The 18,469-nt window shown below is 70.6% G+C and carries 13 protein-coding genes; 8 read left to right on the forward strand and 5 right to left on the reverse strand.

Going from position 1 to position 18,469, the window contains the following annotated elements; translation table 11 throughout:
• Positions 1–401: 401 nt before the first annotated feature.
• Together ACI2L3_RS29370 and ptsP are read left to right on the forward strand one after the other, a co-directional pair.
• Complete coding sequence (locus ACI2L3_RS29370; RefSeq protein ID WP_404755411.1) at positions 402–851, forward strand: PTS glucose transporter subunit IIA; 450 nt, start codon at positions 402–404, stop codon at positions 849–851.
• Positions 852–928: 77 nt separating this feature from the next.
• Positions 929–2,599, forward strand: a complete 1,671-nt coding sequence (ptsP, locus tag ACI2L3_RS29375) for a phosphoenolpyruvate--protein phosphotransferase (protein WP_404755412.1) — start codon at positions 929–931, stop codon at positions 2,597–2,599.
• A 71-nt stretch (positions 2,600–2,670) separates the two neighbouring features.
• Here ptsP and ACI2L3_RS29380 read toward each other — a convergent pair whose 3' ends face one another.
• Complete coding sequence (locus ACI2L3_RS29380; RefSeq protein WP_404755413.1) at positions 2,671–3,564, reverse strand: hypothetical protein; 894 nt, start codon at positions 3,562–3,564, stop codon at positions 2,671–2,673.
• 89 nt (positions 3,565–3,653) lie between these two features.
• Entirely contained in the window at positions 3,654–5,639 is a 1,986-nt protein-coding gene (locus ACI2L3_RS29385; RefSeq protein ID WP_404755414.1) for an acetoacetate--CoA ligase, read from the reverse strand.
• Positions 5,640–5,853: 214 nt separating this feature from the next.
• On the opposite strand from ACI2L3_RS29385, the gene ACI2L3_RS29390 reads away from it, so the two are divergent.
• Entirely contained in the window at positions 5,854–8,217 is a 2,364-nt protein-coding gene (locus ACI2L3_RS29390; RefSeq protein WP_404755415.1) for a glycoside hydrolase family 31 protein, read from the forward strand.
• 73 nt (positions 8,218–8,290) lie between these two features.
• On the opposite strand, the gene ACI2L3_RS29395 is transcribed toward ACI2L3_RS29390, so the two are convergent.
• Positions 8,291–8,821, reverse strand: a complete 531-nt coding sequence (locus tag ACI2L3_RS29395; RefSeq protein WP_404755416.1) for an NUDIX domain-containing protein — start codon at positions 8,819–8,821, stop codon at positions 8,291–8,293.
• A 72-nt stretch (positions 8,822–8,893) separates the two neighbouring features.
• On the opposite strand from ACI2L3_RS29395, the gene ACI2L3_RS29400 reads away from it, so the two are divergent.
• The 5 genes from ACI2L3_RS29400 (at position 8,894) to glpK (ending at position 14,109) form a co-directional block, all read left to right on the forward strand.
• Positions 8,894–9,700, forward strand: a complete 807-nt coding sequence (locus tag ACI2L3_RS29400; protein ID WP_404755417.1) for a M15 family metallopeptidase — start codon at positions 8,894–8,896, stop codon at positions 9,698–9,700.
• A 79-nt stretch (positions 9,701–9,779) separates the two neighbouring features.
• Positions 9,780–10,226, forward strand: coding sequence for a Zn-ribbon domain-containing OB-fold protein (locus tag ACI2L3_RS29405; RefSeq protein WP_404755418.1), 447 nt, complete (start codon positions 9,780–9,782; stop codon positions 10,224–10,226).
• Positions 10,223–11,413, forward strand: a complete 1,191-nt coding sequence (locus ACI2L3_RS29410) for a lipid-transfer protein (protein ID WP_404755419.1) — start codon at positions 10,223–10,225, stop codon at positions 11,411–11,413. The genes ACI2L3_RS29405 and ACI2L3_RS29410 overlap by 4 nt, the downstream gene beginning before the upstream one ends.
• Positions 11,414–11,810: 397 nt before the next feature.
• Complete coding sequence (locus ACI2L3_RS29415; protein WP_404755420.1) at positions 11,811–12,566, forward strand: MIP/aquaporin family protein; 756 nt, start codon at positions 11,811–11,813, stop codon at positions 12,564–12,566.
• Positions 12,567–12,588: 22 nt separating this feature from the next.
• On the forward strand, positions 12,589–14,109 hold the full coding sequence (gene glpK, locus ACI2L3_RS29420; RefSeq protein WP_404755421.1) for a glycerol kinase GlpK: 1,521 nt from the start codon (positions 12,589–12,591) through the stop codon (positions 14,107–14,109).
• Positions 14,110–14,180: 71 nt separating this feature from the next.
• Here the strand turns inward: glpK and ACI2L3_RS29425 are convergent, their stop codons facing one another.
• Both ACI2L3_RS29425 and ACI2L3_RS29430 read right to left on the reverse strand, forming a co-directional pair.
• Entirely contained in the window at positions 14,181–14,786 is a 606-nt protein-coding gene (locus tag ACI2L3_RS29425; protein ID WP_404755422.1) for a GTP-binding protein, read from the reverse strand.
• On the reverse strand, positions 14,767–18,444 hold the full coding sequence (locus ACI2L3_RS29430; protein WP_404755423.1) for a hydantoinase B/oxoprolinase family protein: 3,678 nt from the start codon (positions 18,442–18,444) through the stop codon (positions 14,767–14,769). Before ACI2L3_RS29430 ends, ACI2L3_RS29425 begins: the two co-directional genes overlap by 20 nt.
• Positions 18,445–18,469 lie beyond the last annotated feature (25 nt).

The following is an 18,469-nucleotide window of genomic DNA, read 5'->3' on the forward strand; positions in this document are numbered from 1 at the left end:
CTATCAGACTCTTTCGTGTCCGATTTCCTCGGTGCCTTTCCGGTTCCCGCTCCGGCCTTTCGGCTTTCGCGTTTCCCTTTCCGGCGGTTCCGACTTTATCAGGTCTCATTCGTCTCTCTGACCACGGTCACCGCGAACATGCGGAACCGATCCCAGGGATAGGATCTGATGTGAAGGATGCCGCCGCGGCCGGACGCTTGCGTCCCACGGCCTCGGGCAGGAGTACGACTCTACATCGGTCATCCGGCGGGCGCAAATCGTTTGAGCGCCGCCGCTACGTCTGCCAACCGGGACCACTCATGCGGAACCGGGACTTCTTATGACTTACCCTTCTGAACAGCGCGTCGTCCCGGACAGGTAGTGACGACGGCTATGAATCTCCACCCCCTGGGAGGCTTGCCATGACCAGCGTTTCGTCCCCGCTTGCAGGACGCGCCATTGGGCTCTCTGCTGTACCGGATCCCGTGTTCTCAGGCGCCATGGTCGGGCCCGGCACGGCTATCGATCCCGCGCGCGAGCCTTCTGAGGCCGTCTCTCCCGTGGACGGCATCGTCGTCTCTCTCCACCCCCACGCCTTCGTGGTGGTCGACGACCAGGGTCACGGTGTGCTGACGCACCTGGGCATCGACACTGTCCAGCTCAATGGCGAGGGCTTCGAGCTGCTCGTCAACAAGGGCGACACCGTACAGCGCGGCCAGGCCGTGGTCCGCTGGAACCCGTCCGCCGTCGAGGCGGCCGGCAAGTCCCCGGTGTGCCCGATCGTGGCGCTCGAAGCCACGGCCGAGTCCCTCTCCGGCCTCGTCGAGGACGGCGAAGTGAAGGCCGGCGACGCGCTCTTCAGCTGGAAGTGACGTCAGCGCCGTCGCTGACGTAACGCAGGACAACCACCGCGGCGGCTGGGCCCGTCGCACTACCGGAGACGGGTGAAATGGAGACAACGCTGCGAGGCGTCGGTGTCAGCCACGGTGTGGCGATCGGCGAGGTTCGGCACATGGGTACGGCTGTGCTCGAGCCGCCGGCCAAGCAGATTCCCGCGGAGGAGGCCGAGCGCGAACAGGGGCGCGCTCGCCAGGCCGTGGAAGCTGTGGCGGCCGACCTGAATGCGCGCGGCAACCTGGCGGGCGGCGAGGCCCAGGCGGTGCTCGAGGCCCAGGCCATGATCGCCCAGGACCCGGAGCTCATGTCCGACGTCGACCGGCGCATCACCGTCGGCAGCACGGCCGAGCGCGCTGTCTACGACGCGTTCTCCCACTACCGCGAACTGCTGGCCGGTGCCGGTGAGTACATGGCCGGTCGCGTGGCGGACCTCGACGACGTGCGGAATCGTATCGTCGCCCGGCTGCTGGGCGTTCCGATGCCCGGCGTTCCGGACAGCGACCAGCCGTACGTACTGATCGCGCGTGACCTCGCGCCCGCGGACACCGCGCTGCTGGATCCGGCGCTGGTGCTCGGCTTCGTCACGGAAGAGGGCGGGCCGACGAGTCACAGCGCGATTCTCGCGCGTGCGCTCGGGGTGCCGGCGATCGTGGCGCTGCCCGGTGCCGGTGAGCTCGTCGAGGGCACGGTCGTCGCCGTGGACGGCAGCACCGGTGAGATCTTCGTGGACCCGAGCGAGGAGAAGCGTGCGCAGCTCACGGCTGCCGCTGCCGAGCGCAGGGCCGCGCTGGCCGCTTCAACCGGTCCGGGTGCGACGTCCGACGGGCACAAGGTGCCGCTGCTCGCCAACGTCGGCGGTCCCGCCGACGTGCCGGCCGCGGTCGAGGCGGGTGCCGAGGGTGTCGGCCTGTTCCGTACCGAGTTCCTCTTCCTCGACGACAGCACGAAGGCGCCGTCCGAGGAGAAGCAGGTCGAGGCGTACCGCAAGGTGCTGGAGGCCTTTCCCGAGGGCCGTGTGGTCGTGCGTGTGCTGGATGCCGGCGCGGACAAACCGCTCGACTTCCTGACGCCGGGCGACGAGCCGAACCCGGCGCTCGGTGTGCGCGGTCTGCGGACGCTGCTCGACCACCCCGAGGTGCTGCGTACACAGCTGACCGCGCTGGCCAAGGCTGCCGAGGGGCTGCCCGTCTACCTCGAGGTCATGGCCCCGATGGTGGCGGACCGCACCGATGCCAAGGCCTTCGCGGACGCGTGCCGTGAGGCCGGGCTGCGGGCGAAGTTCGGCGCGATGGTCGAGATTCCGTCGGCTGCGCTGCGGGCACGCTCGATTCTTCAGGAGGTCGAGTTCCTGTCGCTGGGCACCAACGACCTCGCGCAGTACGCCTTCGCCGCCGACCGGCAGGTGGGTGCGGTGTCCCGGCTGCAGGACCCGTGGCAGCCCGCGCTGCTCGACCTGGTCTCGATGTCCGCCGAGGCGGCGAGTGCCGAGGGCAAGAGCTGTGGCGTGTGTGGTGAGGCGGCTTCCGACCCGCTGCTCGCGTGTGTGCTGACCGGTCTGGGTGTCACCTCTCTGTCGATGGGTGCGGCGTCCATTCCTTACGTGCGTGCGACGCTGGCCAAGTACACGCTGGCGCAGTGCGAGCGTGCCGCTTCGGCTGCGCGTGCCGCTGACAGTGCCGAAGAGGCGCGCAAGGCCGCGCAGGCGGTGCTGTCGGGCGAATAGCCCGAGAGCGTTCAGTTCGATCGCGATCCCGAGGGGCGCTCCACCGGTTCGGTGGGGCGCCCCTCGGGCGTTCAGTGCGTGTGTCCCCCTTCGGGAGCGTCTGGTTCCAGGTCGGGTGCGGCGCAGTAGTCGACGCCGGATTCGGGGGCGACGAGTTCGCCGGAGATGGCGTCGGTGCAGTAGGCGTCGAAGACCTCGGCCGCGTTGAGGGGCTGGAGCCGGCCGCCGCGCATGCGCCAGCCGTGGACGCGGTCGCGGGTGCCTTCGGCGCTGGAGCGCAGCACCATGCCGACGGCGCGGTGGGTGGCGATGCCGACGGCCAGGACGGTGGTGAACTCCAGGGCTTCCTGGTCGTCGAGCAGGGCGCGGCCGTCGGCTTCGATCTCGATGTGCAGTGCGGCGAGGAGGGTCTCGGGGTGGGAGGGCACGCTGCACACCAGGTGGCGGGTGCCCGGGCGGGACGGGTCGAGGGCCCTCGTGATCAGTTCGGAGGCTCGGGCGAAGGCGGCTCGTCCGATGTCCTCGCCGCAGGTGGCGCAGGTGCCGGCGCGGGCGAGCGCCACTGTCGCGTACTCCCAGGTGGCCCGGCGGACCGCTTCGTCGACGAGGTCGGGGACGAGGTCGGCGAGAGGCTGGCCCTCGTAGGGCACGGTAGGGCCGCCGGAGGCCAGTTCGGCGGTGAAGCGGGTGCGGCTGTCCGGGGTGTCCGGGTTCAGGCCGGTCGCGGCGCAGTACTCCTCGTACTCCTCGGGGTCGAAGAGGGCGATGGTGGTGTGGCTGCCCTGCGATGCGAGGGTCCTGAGGAGGGCTTCGACCTGCTGGAGGTAGGTCTCGTGGTCGTCGAAGGTGAAGGTGCGGTAGCGGCGCATGGCCGCGAAGTCCTCCTCGTCGGCCAGCAGGCCGATGGTTCCGGCGACTTCGCGGCGCAGTGCGCGTCGCATCGTGTCGTGTCGGGTGTGCGCCATGATTTCCCCCTGCGTACGGTCGATCAATGCTCACTCACAGTAACGAGGGGCACTGACAATCGTCGCTGAGCTGCGGGAAGGCGCGGTTCTCAGGCGCGTTTGCGGGCCAGGTCCGCGTAGAAGTCGAGGAGTTCGAGGCGGTCGACGGAGCCCGGATTGACCGCCTTGTCCAGAGGTGTGCCTTGGAGGAGTCGTTTGACCGGGACTTCGATGCGCTTGCCGGTGAGGGTGTGCGGGATGCCGGGGACCTCGATGACCTCGTCGGGCACGTGGCGCGGTGAGAGCTGCTCGCGGATGATCCGCTTGATGCGGTCGCGCAGGGCGTCGTCGAGGGCGGCGCCTTCGGCGAGGTGGACGAAGAGGGGCATCCAGTAGCCGCCGTCGGGCTGTTCGACGCCGATGACGAGGGATTCGCGGATTTCCGGGAGGCGTTCGACGGCTTCGTAGATGTCGGCCGATCCCATGCGGACGCCCTGGCGGTTGAGTGTGGAGTCGGAGCGGCCGTGGATGACGACCGAGCCGCGTGCGGTGAGGGTGATCCAGTCGCCGTGCCGCCAGACGCCGGGGTAGGTGTCGAAGTAGCTGTCGTGGTAGCGGGTGCCGTCCGGGTCGTTCCAGAAGTGGATGGGCATGGACGGCATGGGGTTGGTGACGACCAGTTCGCCGACCTCGTCGGTCAGGGGCTTGCCCTGGGGGTCCCAGGACTGCAGGTCCGTGCCGAGGCAGGGCGCCTGGAGCTCTCCGATGTGGACGGGGAGGGTGGGGACGGCGCCGGCGAAGCAGGAGCAGACGTCCGTGCCGCCGCTGACCGATGCCGTCCACAGGCCGCCGGGGGTGTCGGCGAACTCGTCGCGCAGCCAGCGGAAGCCGTCGGGGGGCAGCGGGGAGCCGGTCGTCGCGACGCACTTGACGCGGGAGAGGTCGAAGTCGCGGGCGGGGTGGACGTCCGCTTTGCGGCAGGCCATGACGTACGCGGCGGAGGTGCCGAAGAGGGTGGCTCCGGTGCGTTCGGCGATGCGCCACTGGGCGCCGGTGTCGGGGTGGCCGGGGCTGCCGTCGTAGAGGACGATCGTGGTGCCCGCGAGGAGGCCGGAGACGAGGAAGTTCCACATCATCCAGCCGGTGGACGTGTACCAGAAGAAGCGGTCGTCGGGGCCGAGGTCGCAGTGCAGGCCGAGTTGTTTGAGGTGTTCGACGAGGATGCCGCCCTGGGACTGGACGATCGCCTTGGGCAGGCCGGTGGTGCCGGAGGAGTAGAGCACCCACAGGGGGTGGTCGAAGGGCACCGGTTCGAAGGTGGGTGCCGTGTCCCCCGAAGTGAGGGCCGACCATTCCAGGGCGCCTTCGGGGGCTTCGGTGCCGAGCAGCGGGATGTGGACGACCGCGCGGAGGCTGGGCAGTTCGGAGCGGAGTTCGGCGACGGTGTCGCGGCGGTCGTGCTCCTTGCCGCCGTAGCGGTAGCCGTCGACGGTGAAGAGGACGACCGGTTCGACCTGCTGGAAGCGGTCGAGGACGCTGCGGGCGCCGAAGTCGGGGGCGCAGGAGGTCCAGACGGCGCCGACGGCGGCGGTGGCCAGGAGGGCGACGACGGCCTGCGGGATGTTCGGCAGGTAGCCGCTGACGCGGTCTCCGGGGCGTACGCCCAGGTTGCGCAGTTCCGCGGTGAGGGAGCCTACTTGGCTGCGGAGTTCGGCCCAGGTGACGGGCCGCGGGTCGTGGCTCTCGTCGACGTACAGGAGGGCGCAGGTGTCCGCGCGCGTGGGGTCCTCGGCGGCGCGCAGGGCGTGCTCGGCGTAGTTGAGGGTCGCTCCGGGGAACCACTCGGCGCCGGGCATGGCGCGGTCGCCCAGCACGCGCGCGTAGGGGGTGGTGAAGCGGACGTCGAACCACTCCGTGACGGCTTTCCAGAACGTCTCCAGCTCGGTCACCGACCAGCGGTGCAGCGCTTCGTAGCCCCCGTCGGCCGGGGCTCCGTAGTGCTCGGCCGCCCAGGCCTGGAAGTGGGTGACCTGCGCTTCGGCGATCCTCTCCGGGCTCGGCTGCCAGAGCGGCGCGGGGTTCGCTGAGGACGTCATGGGGCGGCTCCCGGACTGTACGCGTCGTATGCGTGTGGGGTGCGCACGTGCTGTGTGTGCGCGTGAACACGGCTGCAAGGACGATGCCACGTGATCGACTTCCGCACCAGGGTCTGCCTCACACGGTCGGCACGGCGGATATGTGTCGTAGCACCAGGTGAACGGGAGTTGAACGCGGCCCGCACACGGCTTCTTCGGTGGCAGGGTGAGCAGCATGAACGGTCGTGACCTGGTGCGTTCGGTGAAGGCGGTCGGCATGGTCGGCACGGCGCAGGGGTTGCGCACGGTGCGCTCCTCGTGGCGCAGGTGGCGGGCCGACGCGACGGGGCTGGCGCCCCGGGGTGTGGAGCGCGCGCGGGTGCCGGGGGCCGTGACGGGGATGGAGCCGGAGCCCGGCGGTGGGGTGGTGCGGTTCGCCCGCTCCGAGCTGCGGGTGCGGGTGACCGTCGGCGGGGCGGTCTTCCTGGGGTGGGACGGGGCGGGGCCCGAGCCGTCGTACGCGTTGCCGTGCCGGAGTCCGGAGCCGGACCCGCGAGCCGTTCTGGAGCCCGACAAGGAGGGTGGCTGGCGGGTCGTGTCGGAGCGGGCGACGGTCGTCGTCTCGCGGCACGGGGCGGTGGAGCTGCGCACGCCGGGCGGGGTGATGCTGCGGCGTGATCTCCCTCCGCGGTGGTGGGAGCCGGCCGAGGGGGGCGCGGCGCGCTGGGTGCAGCGGTCGGAGGTGGCGGCGGACGCGCGGTTCTTCGGTCTCGGCGGGCGGTCCCGGGGGCCACGGCTGCGGAACGGGACGTACCGGCTGTGGAACACCGATCCGGGTGGCTCTTTCGGGCCGGGCGACGATCCGCTGTACATCACCATGCCGGTGCAGATGGTGGTGGCCGACGCCGCCACGCACCTGGTCTTCCACGACAACACGTGGGAGGGCGACGTCTCGGTGCACGAGGGGGTGGAGGGCGACGGGTCAGGTCACGACCGGGCCGGTTCGTGCGAGGTGCGGATGAGTGGCGGGCCGCTGCGGTGCTGGGTGATGGTCGGTACTCCCGCGCGTGTGATGCACACCTGGGCGTCGCTCACCGGTCCTCCCGCGCTGCCGCCCTCGTGGGCGCTCGGGCACCATCACGCGCGGTGGGGCTTCGGCAGTGAACAGGAGGTACGGCGGATCGTCGCCGGCTACCAGGAGCGCGGGCTGCCGCTGGACGCCGTCCATCTGGACATCGACCACTACGAGGCGCACCAGGTGTTCACCGTCGACAAGGAGCGCTTCCCCAAACTGCCGCAGCTGGCCGGCGAGTTGCGCAGGGACGGGATCCGTCTCGTCTCGATCGTCGATCCGGCGGTGAAGTCGGAGCCGGGCGTCGAGGTGTACGACAGTGGGGTGGCGGCCGATGCCTTCGTGCGGGATGCCGCGGGGCGGCCGGTGCGTGGTGTCGTGTGGCCCGGAGAGGCGGTGTATCCGGACTTCACCGACCCACGCGCGCGTGAGTGGTGGGGGACGCTCTATGGAGAGCGCCTCGGCCAGGGGTTCGCGGGTTTCTGGCACGACATGAACGAGCCGGTGTCGTTCGCGGCGTTCGGCGAGACGACGCTGCCCAGGTCGGCGCGGCACTCCCTGGAGGGGCGCGGTGGTGACCACCGGGAGGCTCACAACGTGTACGGCCTGGCGATGGCTCGCGCCGGGTACGAGGCGCTCTGTGCGCTGCACCCCGAGGAGCGGCCCTTCTTGTTCTCGCGTTCCGGGTGGGCAGGAATGCAGCGCTACGGAGGCACGTGGTCCGGTGATGTGTCCTCGGACTGGCCGGGGCTGCGCGCCTCATTGGCGCTGGTGCTGGGGCTCGGGTTGTGCGGTGTGCCGTACTCGGGGCCCGATGTGGGCGGGTTCGGCGGCAGTCCGTCGCCGGAGCTGTATCTGCGGTGGTTCCAGTTGGGGGCGTATCTGCCGCTGTTCCGTACGCACGCGGCGATCGGGGCCGGTCGGCGCGAGCCGTGGGAGTTCGGTGCCGAGGTGCTGGAGCACGCGCGTGGGGTGCTCCAGGAGCGCGGGCGGCTGTTGCCGTACTTCGTGACGCTCGCCCATCTCGCGCGGCGTACGGGTGCTCCCTATGTGCGGCCCTTGTGGTGGGGGAATCCCGAGGACAGGGCGTTGCGGGACTGTGAGGACGCCTTCCTGCTCGGGGATTCCTTGCTGGTGGCGCCGGTCCTGGAGCAGGGCGTGGCGCGGCGGGCGGTGCGGTTGCCGCCGGGGCGCTGGTACGACACGGCGACGGGCAGGGCGTACGAGGGGCCCGGGAAGGTGTGGGTGGAGGCTCCGTTGGCGCGGATTCCGGTGTTCGCGCGCGCGGGCACCGTACTGCCCGTGCGGGGGTGTGACGGGGGCCTGGAGTTGGAGGCGTGGGCGCCCGCCGAGGGGCGTACCGGTGGTGGCGTCGTGGTCGTCGACGTGGGTGACGGGTGGGCAGAGGCGGAGCTGGAGCGGTTCACGACGCGGTGGAGCGCGGGGCGGGTGGTCGTCGAGCGGGAGGGCGGCGAGGGCGGTCCCGCACCGGGGCGTCCGGTGCGGGTGCGGGGGCTCGATGGCTGAGCGTAGGGCGGGGCTCGACGGCTGAGCGCGGTGCGGGCCTCGACGGCTGGGCGTGAGTGGTGGCCGGCGAGGGTCAGTAGCGGCCCTCGAACCACGCGCGTGCCACCAGTGTGTGCAGCGGGAAGGCGAGCTCTTCAGGGCGGCGCAGCAGGTGCCAGCCCTCGGTCTCGTCGGTCGGTGCGGGCGCCGGCAGGTCGGAGGCGGGCCGTGCGGGGAGGAGGCCGAAGAGCAGGAGGTATCCGTCGGGGGCGCTCATCGCGTCGGCCAGGCGGACGTCGCGGCTCTCGGCGGCGATGCCGGTCTCTTCTTTCAGCTCGCGCACGACCGCGTCGCGCCAGTCCTCCCTGTCGTCGATGAACCCGCCGGGCAGGGCGATGCCTCCGAGCGCGGGAGCGATGGTGCGGGTGACGACGACCAGGCCGGTGCCCTGTGTGTCGTACGCGGGTTGGACGGCGACGGCCACGGGCAGCGGATTGCGGTAGGCCACTGTGCCGCAGGCGGCGCAGGTGCGGGGCCAGCCGGAGGGCTGGTCTTCGTAGGACGCTCCACAGCTCGAACAGTGGGAGCCCGGAACGGAGTTGGTGGGGTGTGGGGATGCGGACACGCCGCGGACTGTATCCGATCCCCGATGCGTCGGTCTTTCGCGGGTGGCGGTGACCCTGATAGACGCAGGGGCATGACACGAATTGTCCCCGCTCTGCGGAATCTCGCCGTCGGTGCCGCCGCTCTGCTGGCCGTGGCCGCCACTCCCTCCCCCGCGCAGGCGAAGCCTGAACCGAAGGCTCCGAAGGAGTTCGTCGCGCTGCGCGACGTCGACCCGACGATCATCCAGGAGATGCGCTACTTCACCCCGCACAATTTCGTCGGGGAGCACATCGACGGGTACCGGAAGCCGATGTGCATCCTCACCGAGCCCGCGGCGAAGGCACTGCACAAGGCGCAGCGCACGCTCCTTCGCAAGGGCTACTCCCTGAAGGTCTACGACTGTTACCGGCCGCAGCGGGCAGTCGACCACTTCGTGCGCTGGGCCGAGGATCTCGCCGATGAGCGCATGAAGGCGGAGTTCTATCCCCATGTCGACAAGTCGCGGCTGTTCGCGGACGGTTACATCGCAAAGAAGTCCGGGCACAGCCGTGGCTCCACGGTGGATCTGACGGTGGTGAAACTGCCTGCCCTGCCGACTCGTCCGTACGTCCCCGGGGAGCCCCTGACGCCGTGCTTCGGGCCTCGCAGCGAGCGCTTCCCCGACAACTCGGTGGACATGGGGACGGGGTTCGACTGCTTCGACACGCTGTCGCACACGGACGACCCGCGGATCAAGGGGAAGCAGCGGGCCAACCGTGACCTGCTGCGGAACACGCTGGGCAAGGAGGGGTTCGTCAACCTCCCGGAGGAGTGGTGGCACTTCACTTACAAGCCCGAGTCGTTCCCCGACACCTACTTCGACTTCCCCGTCTCGCGCCGGTCGCTGCAGGGGAAGTAGCGCCGAAGGGGACGTAGCGCCCGCGGGTACCCCGTGGCACACTTCTGACGTTCCGTCAGATCCAGTGCCTGGAGGAGCCTTGTCGCGTACGCGCACACCCGTAGTGGCCCACTGGTTCTCCGGGGAGGGTGAGGACTTCCGCCTTCTGGGCACGCGCTGTTCGGCGTGCTCCTGTGTCTTCTTCCCGCGTGAGGACGGGTTCTGCCGCAATCCCGGCTGCGCGGGCGGAGAGCTGGCCGAGGTGCCGCTGTCGCGGCGCGGGCGCGTCTGGTCGTACACCGACGGCCGCTACCGGCCGCCCGCCCCCTACGTATCCGATCCGGAACTTCCGTGGCAGCCCTACACGTTGATCGCTGTGGAGCTGGAGGCGGAGCGCATGGTGGTGCTCGGGCAGTCGGTTCCGGGGGTGTCCGTCGCCGACCTGGAGGTCGGTATGGAGGTCGAGGCCGTCCCCGGGGTGCTGAACGAGGACGATGCGACGACGTGGACGACATGGCACTGGCGGCCCGTAGGGGTGGGCGCATGACCGGAGAGGTGGCGGTGCTCGGCGCGGGCATGCATCCCTGGGGCAAATGGGGGCGCGGATTCGTCGAGTACGGAGTGGCGGCGGCGCGTGCCGCGCTCGCGGACGCCGGGGTCGACTGGCGGGACGTGGGCTCCATCGTCGGCGCCGACACGGTGCGCGGCGGCTATCCCGGTTACGTGGCCGGGGCCACGTTCGCCAAGGCGCTCGGCTGGCAGGGCGCGCGCGTGGCGAGTGTCTACGCGGCGTGCGCGTCCGGCGCCCAGGCCATCCACGCGGCGCGTACGCAGATCCTCGCGGGCCTGGCCGACGTCGTCCTGGTGGTCGGCGCCGACGCGGCTCCCAAGGGGTTCTTCCGGCCCGCCGGCGGGGACCGGCCGGACGACCCCGACTGGCTGCGGTTCCGCGTTCTCGGGGCGACGAACCCGGCGTACTTCGGTCTGTACGCGCGCCGCCGGATGGCCGTGCACGGCGACACCCTGGAGGACTTCGCGCAGGTCAAGGTGAAGAACGCGGCGGCGGGCGCGCTCAACGCGAACGCGCGCTACCGGAAGGCGGTGACCGCCGACGAGGTCGCCGCCTCCGCCGTGGTGGCCGACCCGCTGCGGCTGCTCGACATCTGTGCCACCTCGGACGGCGCCGCGGCCCTGGTGCTCTCCAGCATGGCGTTCGCGCGGCGGCACGGAGTGGCGGATCCGGTCCGCATCCGCGCGGTGTCCACGGTCACACCGACGTACCCGACGACGGTGCTCGACCTGCCGGACATCGCCACGGACTCGGCGGCGGTCGTGGACCCCGCCGACGGGACGTTCCGCGCGTCCATCGCGCGGGCCGCGTACGAAGAAGCGGGCATAGGCCCCGAGGACATATCGCTGGCGGAGGTCTACGACCTGTCGACCGCCCTGGAACTGCAGTGGTACGAGGACCTGGGGCTGTGCGGCGAGGGTGAGGGCGCCAAGCTGCTGCGCGACGGAGTGACGGCGCCGGGCGGGCGCGTGCCCGTCAACACCAGTGGAGGACTCGCGTCCTTCGGAGAGGCGGTGCCCGCCCAGGCCATCGCCCAAGTCTGCGAAGTGACCTGGCAGTTGCGCGGGGCCGCGGGGGCGCGACAGGTTGAGGGGGCGCGGGTGGGAGTGACCGCGAACCAGGGGCTGTTCGGGCACGGATCCTCGGTCGTCGCGGTGCGCTGAGCCCCGCCGCGGGGCCGCTCACCGCCCTCCACGCGCGCGTGTACGGGCACGCCGTGGAGGAAGCCCACGCGCCGGTTAACCGTTGCCGTCCGCGACCTTGACGCTCCATCACCATCGGTGAACACTTCCGGGTGTCAGTCGGCGTCGCCGCACTTCGGCTCCACGCGCTCAGAGCCTCTGCGCGCGCGAAGGGTTGCACAAAGGGCCTGTTCAACGGGTCATCCCCCATCGGCGATCCGGCTGCGACGGCACGCTCGCCATGGGCGCCGGGCGGGGTTCGGGAGGCCTCTGCCGCCGGCTGCGTCAGCCGGGCGTATCCAGGCAGTGGTCGTGGCAACGCACCCTGCACGGAGGACGACCGGGGCGTACCGCCCCGGGCGAGGGCCTAGGAGCCGCCATGTACTCGAACGGGGACATCTTCGTCGGTGAGGTCATCGGCACCGCGATTCTGATTCTTCTCGGCGCCGGCGTCTGCGCCGCCGTCACGCTCAGCCATTCGAAGGCGAAGGCCTCCGGATGGGTCGTCATCGCCTTCGGATGGGGCTTCGGCGTGCTCGCCGGCGCGTACACCGCGGGCCCGCTCTCCGGTGGTCACCTCAATCCCGCCGTCACGCTCGGCATCGCGATCGACACCGACAAGTGGGACAAGGTCTGGATCTACGTCCTCGGGCAGATGGTGGGCGCGATGCTCGGCGCCGTCCTCGCCTATCTGGTGTACCTCGCGCAGTTCAACGCCAACGTCACGCGCGGCGTCAAGGACAAGGTGACGAGCGCGCACGAACCGACGCCGACGCTCGGCATCTTCTCCACCATCCCGGAGATCCGGAACCCCGTCGCCAACATCATCACCGAGGTCATCGCGACCGTCGCCCTGGTCCTGCCCATCCTGGCCTTCGGGCTCACCGAGGGGCTCGGTGAATCCGGTACGCAGACGCTGATCGTGGCCTTCCTGGTCGTCGGCATCGGCCTCTCCCTCGGTGGCCCCACGGGGTACGCCATCAACCCGGCGCGCGACCTCGGACCACGCATCGTGCACACCTTCCTGCCGATCCCCAACAAGGGCACCTCCGACTGGAGCTACGCCTGGGTTCCAGTGGCCGGGCCGCTGATCGGCGGAGCCCTCGCGGGCCTCATCTACAACGCAGCCTTCTGAGTCTTCTCATCAAGGGGTAGCCATGCCGGACAGCTCCGGGAAATTCGTCGCCGCCATCGACCAGGGCACCACTTCGAGCCGCTGCATCATCTTCGACCAGGACGGCGCGATCGTCGCCGTGGACCAGCGCGAGCACCGCCAGATCTTCCCCAAGCCCGGCTGGGTGGAGCACGACGCCACCGAGATCTGGTCCAAGGTGCAGGCGGTGGTCGCGGGAGCGATCGCCAAGGCGGGGCTCCGCGCCGACCAGCTGAGCGCGCTCGGCATCACCAACCAGCGCGAGACGACGGTCCTGTGGGACCGCGCCACCGGCAAACCCGTGCACAACGCGATCGTCTGGCAGGACACCCGCACCTCCGGGCTCTGCAACGACCTGGGCGGCGCGGACGGCCAGGACCGCTTCCGCGAGCAGACGGGGCTGCCCCTTGCGAGCTACTTCTCCGGGCCGAAGGCAGCCTGGCTGCTCGACAACGTGCCGGGGCTCCGGGCCCGCGCCGAGCGCGGCGAGATCGCCTTCGGCACCATCGACTCCTGGCTGATCTGGAACCTCACGGGCGGCACCGACGGCGGCAAGCACGTCACCGACGTCACCAACGCGGGCCGCACCATGCTGATGAACCTGGAGACGCTCCAGTGGGACCAGTCGATCCTGTCCGCGATGAACATCCCCGAAGCGGTCCTGCCGGAGATCAGGTCGTCCGCCGAGGTGTACGGCACGGCCGTGGGCCAGCTCTCCGGAGTGCCCGTCGCCTCCGCACTCGGCGACCAGCAGGCAGCCGTGTTCGGACAGGCCTGCTACGACACGGGGACCGCCAAGAACACGTACGGGACGGGCAGTTTCCTGCTGCTCAACACCGGCAACCGGCCCGTTCCCTCGAAGAACGGGCTGCTCACGACCATGGGCTACAGAATCGGCTCCGAGGCGCCCGTGTACTGCCTGGAGGGGTCCATCGCGATCACCGGCGCGCTGGTGCAGTGGTTCCGGGACCAGCTGGGCATCATCCGCAGTGCGGATGAGATCGAGCCCCTCGCGGCGAGCGTGGACGACAACGGCGGGGCGTACATCGTGCCGGCGTTCTCCGGCCTGTACGCGCCCTACTGGCGCTCGGACGCGCGCGGGGTCGTCACCGGGCTCACCCGGTACGTCACCAAGGCGCACCTGGCGCGCGCGGTCCTGGAGGCGACCAGCTGGCAGACCCGCGAGGTCGTGGACGCCATGTACCAGGACTCCGGAGTGCGCATCACCACCCTCAAGGTGGACGGCGGCATGACCAAGAACAACCTGCTGATGCAGCACCAGGCGGACGTCCTCGGCGTGCCCGTGATCCGTCCCAAGGTCTCCGAGACCACCTGTCTGGGGGCGGCGTACGCGGCCGGGCTCGCGACCGGCGTGTGGAACGACCTCGACGAGCTCAAGGCGCACTGGCAGCAGGACGTGGAGTGGGCACCGCGGATGGACGCCGCGTCGCGGGACCGCGAGTTCGCCAACTGGCACAAGGCGGTGGAGCGGAGCTTCGGCTGGCTGGAGGACGGGGAGGGCTGAGCCGGCCACAGCTGCGGCCCGTACCCCGGTCGGCGGGGGTACGGGCCGCTGTATATGCCGCCGGTGTGCCGCTACGTAGTGGCGTGCTCGCGGGACGCCGCGGCGGCCGCCATCGCGTGTTCGACGACGTCGATGAGGACCTCCTTGACGGACTCGCGGTCGCGCGCGTCACAGAGCACTACGGGCACTTCGGGGTCGAGGTCCAGCGCCTGGCGCACGGTCTCCGTGGGGTAGCGCGAGGCGCCCTCGAAGCAGTTGACGCCGACGACGAACGGTATCGAGCGCCGTTCGAAGTAGTCGATGGCGGCGAAGCAGTCCTCCAGGCGGCGGGTGTCGGCGAGGACCACGGCGCCCAGCGCCCCGGTGGCCAGCTCGTCCCAGAGGAACCAGAAGCGGTCCTGGCCCGGGGTGCCGAAGAGGTACAGGACCAGGTCCTCGCGGAGCGTGATGCGGCCGAAGTCCATGGCCACCGTGGTGGTGTTCTTGCCCGCGACGCCTCGCGTGTCGTCGACGGGGCGGCCGGCCTCGCTGAGGGTCTCCTCGGTGCGCAGCGGCCTGATCTCGCTGACCGCGCCGACCAGGGTCGTCTTGCCGACGCCGAAGCCGCCCGCCACCAGGATCTTCAGTGTGACCGGCTCGACGGGGGCCTTGCCGCGCTCAGTGCGCCTGAAGATCATCGCTCACTTCTCCTGCATCGGTGGTGTCGCGCGGGGCCGGTCCGTATCCGCCGCCGCCGGGGGTTTCGATCACGAGTACGTCGCCGGGGCCGAGGTCGGCCGAGTCGCTGCCCGCGAGCTCCACGACGGTGCCGTCCGCGCGTTCCACGCGGTTGGCGCCGAGCGCGCCGGTGGCACCGCCCGCCATGCCGTACGGCGCGACCCTGCGGTGCTGCGACAGGGTGGAGACCGTCATCGGCTCCCGGAAGCGGATGCGTCGCACGGCTCCGTCCCCGCCGCGCCATTTCCCGCTGCCGCCGCTGCCCCGTCGTACGGCGAACTCCTCGAGGAAGACGGGCAGCCGCCACTCCAGGACCTCGGGGTCGGTGAGCCGGGAGTTGGTCATGTGGGTCTGGACGACGGGCGCACCGTCGAAGCCGTCGCCCGCTCCGGAGCCGGAGGCCACCGTCTCGTAGTACTGGTGCTGGTCGTTGCCGAACGTCACGTTGTTCATCGTCCCGGAGCCCTCGGCCTGTACACCCAGGGCTCCGTAGAGCGCGCCCGTGATGGCCTGCGAGGTTTCCACGTTCCCCGCGACGACGGCCGCGGGCGGCTCGGGGGCGAGCAGTGAGCCGGGGGGCACGATGATGCGCAGGGGACGCAGACAGCCGTCGTTGAGCGGGATGTCGTCGGCGACGAGGGTGCGGAAGACGTACAGGACGGCGGCGTTGACCACCGCGAAGGGGGCGTTGAAGTTCGTGGGGAGCTGTGGTGACGTACCGCTGAAGTCGATGGTCGCCGAGCGCTCCGCACGGTCCACGGTGACGCGGACGTGGATCGTGGCGCCCGAGTCGGTTTGATAGGCGAACTCGCCCTCTTCAAGGACGTCGATGACGCGGCGTACGGATTCCTCGGCGTTGTCCTGGACGTGCTTCATGTACGCCTGGACCACGTCGAGGCCGAAGTCGTCGATCATCCGGGAGACTTCGTCGACGCCCTTCTGATTGGCGGCGATCTGGGCGCGCAGGTCGGCAAGGTTCGTGTCCGGATTGCGTGAGGGATAGGGCGCTTCGGTGAGCAGGGCGCGGGTCTCGGCCTCGCGGAAACGGCCCTCTTCTACAAGAAGCCAGTTGTCGAAGAGGATGCCCTCCTCGTCGATGGTGCGGCTGCCGGCCGGCATGGATCCGGGGGCGATGCCGCCGATCTCGGCGTGGTGGCCGCGCGAGGCGACGTAGAAGAGGATCCGCCCCTCCGGAGTGCCGCGCTCCCCCGGCCTGTCGGGCACCGGCCTGTCGAACACCGGCGTGATGACCGTGACGTCGGGGAGGTGCGTGCCGCCGTGGTAGGGGTCATTGACGGCGTAGGTGTCCCCGGGGCGCATGGTGCTGCCGCGGCGCTCGATCACCTCCTTCACGCTGGTGCCCATCGAACCCAGATGGACGGGGATGTGCGGGGCGTTGGCGACGAGGTTCCCGTCGGGGTCGAAGAGCGCGCAGGAGAAGTCGAGGCGCTCCTTGATGTTCACCGACTGGGATGTGGACTCCAGGCGGGCGCCCATCTGTTCGGCGATGGACATGAAGAGGTTGTTGAACACTTCGAGGAGCACGGGGTCGGCCGCGGTGCTCGCGGTGGAACTCTCCGGCGCGGCGACGCGTTCCATGAGCAGGTGGCCCGCTTCGGTGGTCGACGCCCGCCAGCCGTCGTCCACGACCGTGGTGGCACCGGACTCCGTGATGATCGCCGGTCCGGTGACCGTCTCGCCGGGCGGCAGCTCCTCGCGGCGGTGCAGGAGTACGTCGCGCCGGCTGCCTCCGGTGTGCAGGCTGACGCGCCGCGGGGTGCCCGGGGTGACCGTGCCGGCGAGGGCCGACAGGTCGGGCGGTTCGGTGACTCCGGTGGCCTCCACGGAGAGGGCCTCCACGACGACGGGCCGGTCCAGGGTGAAGGAGTAGGTGGCGCGGTGGCGGTCCTCGAAGTCCCGGGTCATGGTGTCCGGGTCCGTGAGCTCCACGGTGAGGGCGGTGTCCGTGCCGTCGTAGCGGAGTTGGACGCGGCGGGTGACGCGGATGCGGTCGGACGGCACGGCCTCCGCGAGGAGTTCGCCGCGGGCGGCGCTCTCCAGGTCGTCCGCCGTCTTGTGCACGTGAGGCATCGAGGACGCCTCCAGGGGCAGCTCCACGGACTGTTCGCGCATCGCCGTGGTGTCGGCGAGGCCGATGCCGAGGGCGGAGAGCACACCGGCCATCGGCGGTACGAGGACGGTGCGGATGCCGAGTGAGTCGGCGACCATGCACGCGTGCTGGCCGCCGGCGCCGCCGAACGTGGTCAGGGCGTAGCGCGTGACGTCGTGGCCCTTCTGGACCGAGATGCGCTTGACGGCGCCCGCGATGTTGGCCACCGCGATCCGCAGATAGCCTTCCGCGACCTGTTCGGGCGTGCGGTCGTCGCCCGTCGCCGCGCGGATCTCCGCGGCCAGGGCCGTGAAGCGGTCGCGTACGAGTTCGCCGTCGAGGGGCTGGTCCCCGTCGGGGCCGAACACCGCCGGGAAGTGGGCGGGTTGGATGCGGCCGAGGGCGATGTTGGCGTCGGTGACGGTGAGCGGGCCGCCGCCGCGGTAGCTCGCCGGGCCGGGGTCGGCGCCCGCGGAGTCGGGGCCGACGCGGTAGCGGCTGCCGTCGAAGTGGAGCACGGACCCACCGCCCGCGGCGACGGTGTGGATGTCGAGCATGGGGGCGCGCAGCCGGACCCCGGCGATCTGCGTGGTGAAGACCCGCTCGTACTCGCCCGCGTAGTGCGACACGTCCGTCGAGGTGCCGCCCATGTCGAAGCCGATGACGCGGTCGAAGCCGGCGAGGCGGGACATGCGGGCCATGCCGACGATGCCGCCCGCGGGGCCGGACAGGATCGCGTCCTTGCCGCGGAACTGGCCCGCTTCGGTGAGGCCGCCGTTGGACTGCATGAACATCAGCCGTACGCCGTGGAGTTCGTCGGCGACGTGCTGGACGTAGCGGCGCAGGACCGGTGACAGATATGCGTCGACGACCGCGGTGTCGCCGCGCGGCACGAGCTTCATGAGGGGGCTGACCTCGCTGGAGAGCGAGACCTGCGGGAAGCCGGTGCGGACGGCGAGGTCACCGATGGCCTGTTCGTGGGCGGGGTACAGGTGGCTGTGCAGGCAGACCACCGCCACCGAGCGGATTCCGTCGTCGTACGCCTTCCGAAGAGGGCCCGCCAGACCCGCCAGGTCGGGTGGGCGCAGCACGTCGCCGTCGGCGGTGACGCGCTCGTCGACCTCGATGACGCGGTCATACAGGAGTTCGGGCAGGACGATCTCACGGGCGAAGATCAGCGGGCGGTTCTGGTAGGCGATGCGGAGGGCGTCGCGGAAGCCGCGGGTGATGACCAGGGCGGTGGGCTCGCCCTTGCGTTCCAGGAGGGCGTTGGTCGCGACGGTGGTGCCCATGCGGACGACGTCGACGGACGTGGCGTCGCCGCCGCTGTCGTCGATGTGGGCCTTTGCGTCGTCGAGCAGCTCGCGGATGCCCGCGACCGCCGCGTCCCGGTAGCGGGCGGGGTTGTCGGAGAGGAGCTTGTGCGTGCGGAGGCCGCCGTCCGGGTGCCTCGCGACGATGTCGGTGAAGGTGCCGCCCCTGTCGACCCAGAACTGCCAGCCAGTCACGTTCCCACTCCCGCTTCCGCGCTGT

This window comes from Streptomyces sp. NPDC029674 (genome assembly GCF_044903205.1).
Lineage (GTDB): Bacteria > Actinomycetota > Actinomycetes > Streptomycetales > Streptomycetaceae > Streptomyces.